At 60.9% G+C, this 471-nt stretch carries 1 protein-coding gene and 1 pseudogene; one reads left to right on the forward strand and one right to left on the reverse strand.

What is annotated here, in order from left to right; genetic code table 11:
* Positions 1-90: MTH865 family protein (locus EXE44_RS18115; RefSeq protein WP_274595397.1), on the reverse strand; the 90-nt coding region annotated here is incomplete at its 3' end.
* A gap of 213 nt (positions 91-303) precedes the next feature.
* Here EXE44_RS18115 and EXE44_RS22150 point away from each other — a divergent pair.
* Positions 304-471, forward strand: a pseudogene (locus EXE44_RS22150) (inorganic phosphate transporter); the annotation flags it as partial.

The raw sequence follows: 471 nt of genomic DNA on the forward strand, positions 1-471 counted from the left end.
AACGAGGTCCATCTGGTTCTCGACGGGGAAATCTGCGCCGCCGAACGCGTCCAAGAACTGTTCGCGGAGTTCCGCTCTCACGTCGCTCATACACGTTTCATCCCGAGAGCGACCGCAAAAGGGTTCCGAAACAACGCTGAACTCGTTTAGCGTTGAACGGAGCCGCGGGACCACCGATCTCGATGACACGAATACGGCGTTCGGAGACCGGTTCGGTGGAACCCGCCGACGCGTCGCCGCTCCGACGACGCGTCTTCGGCTATGACGCTACTTATTTTACGGGGGTGCGTGTACCGATCGATAATGGTCGAGACCGTTCTCGTAGTCGGCGTTATCGCGGCTATCTTCGTCGGATTCAATATCGGCGGCTCGTCGACGGGAATCGCGTGGGGGCCGCCCGTGGGGGCCGACATCATCAGGAAGACGACCGCCGCGGGGATCATGACGTTCTTCGTGTTCCTCGGCGGGTGG

The sequence above is a fragment of the Halorubrum sp. SS7 genome, assembly GCF_005435055.1.
GTDB lineage: Archaea > Halobacteriota > Halobacteria > Halobacteriales > Haloferacaceae > Halorubrum > Halorubrum salinarum.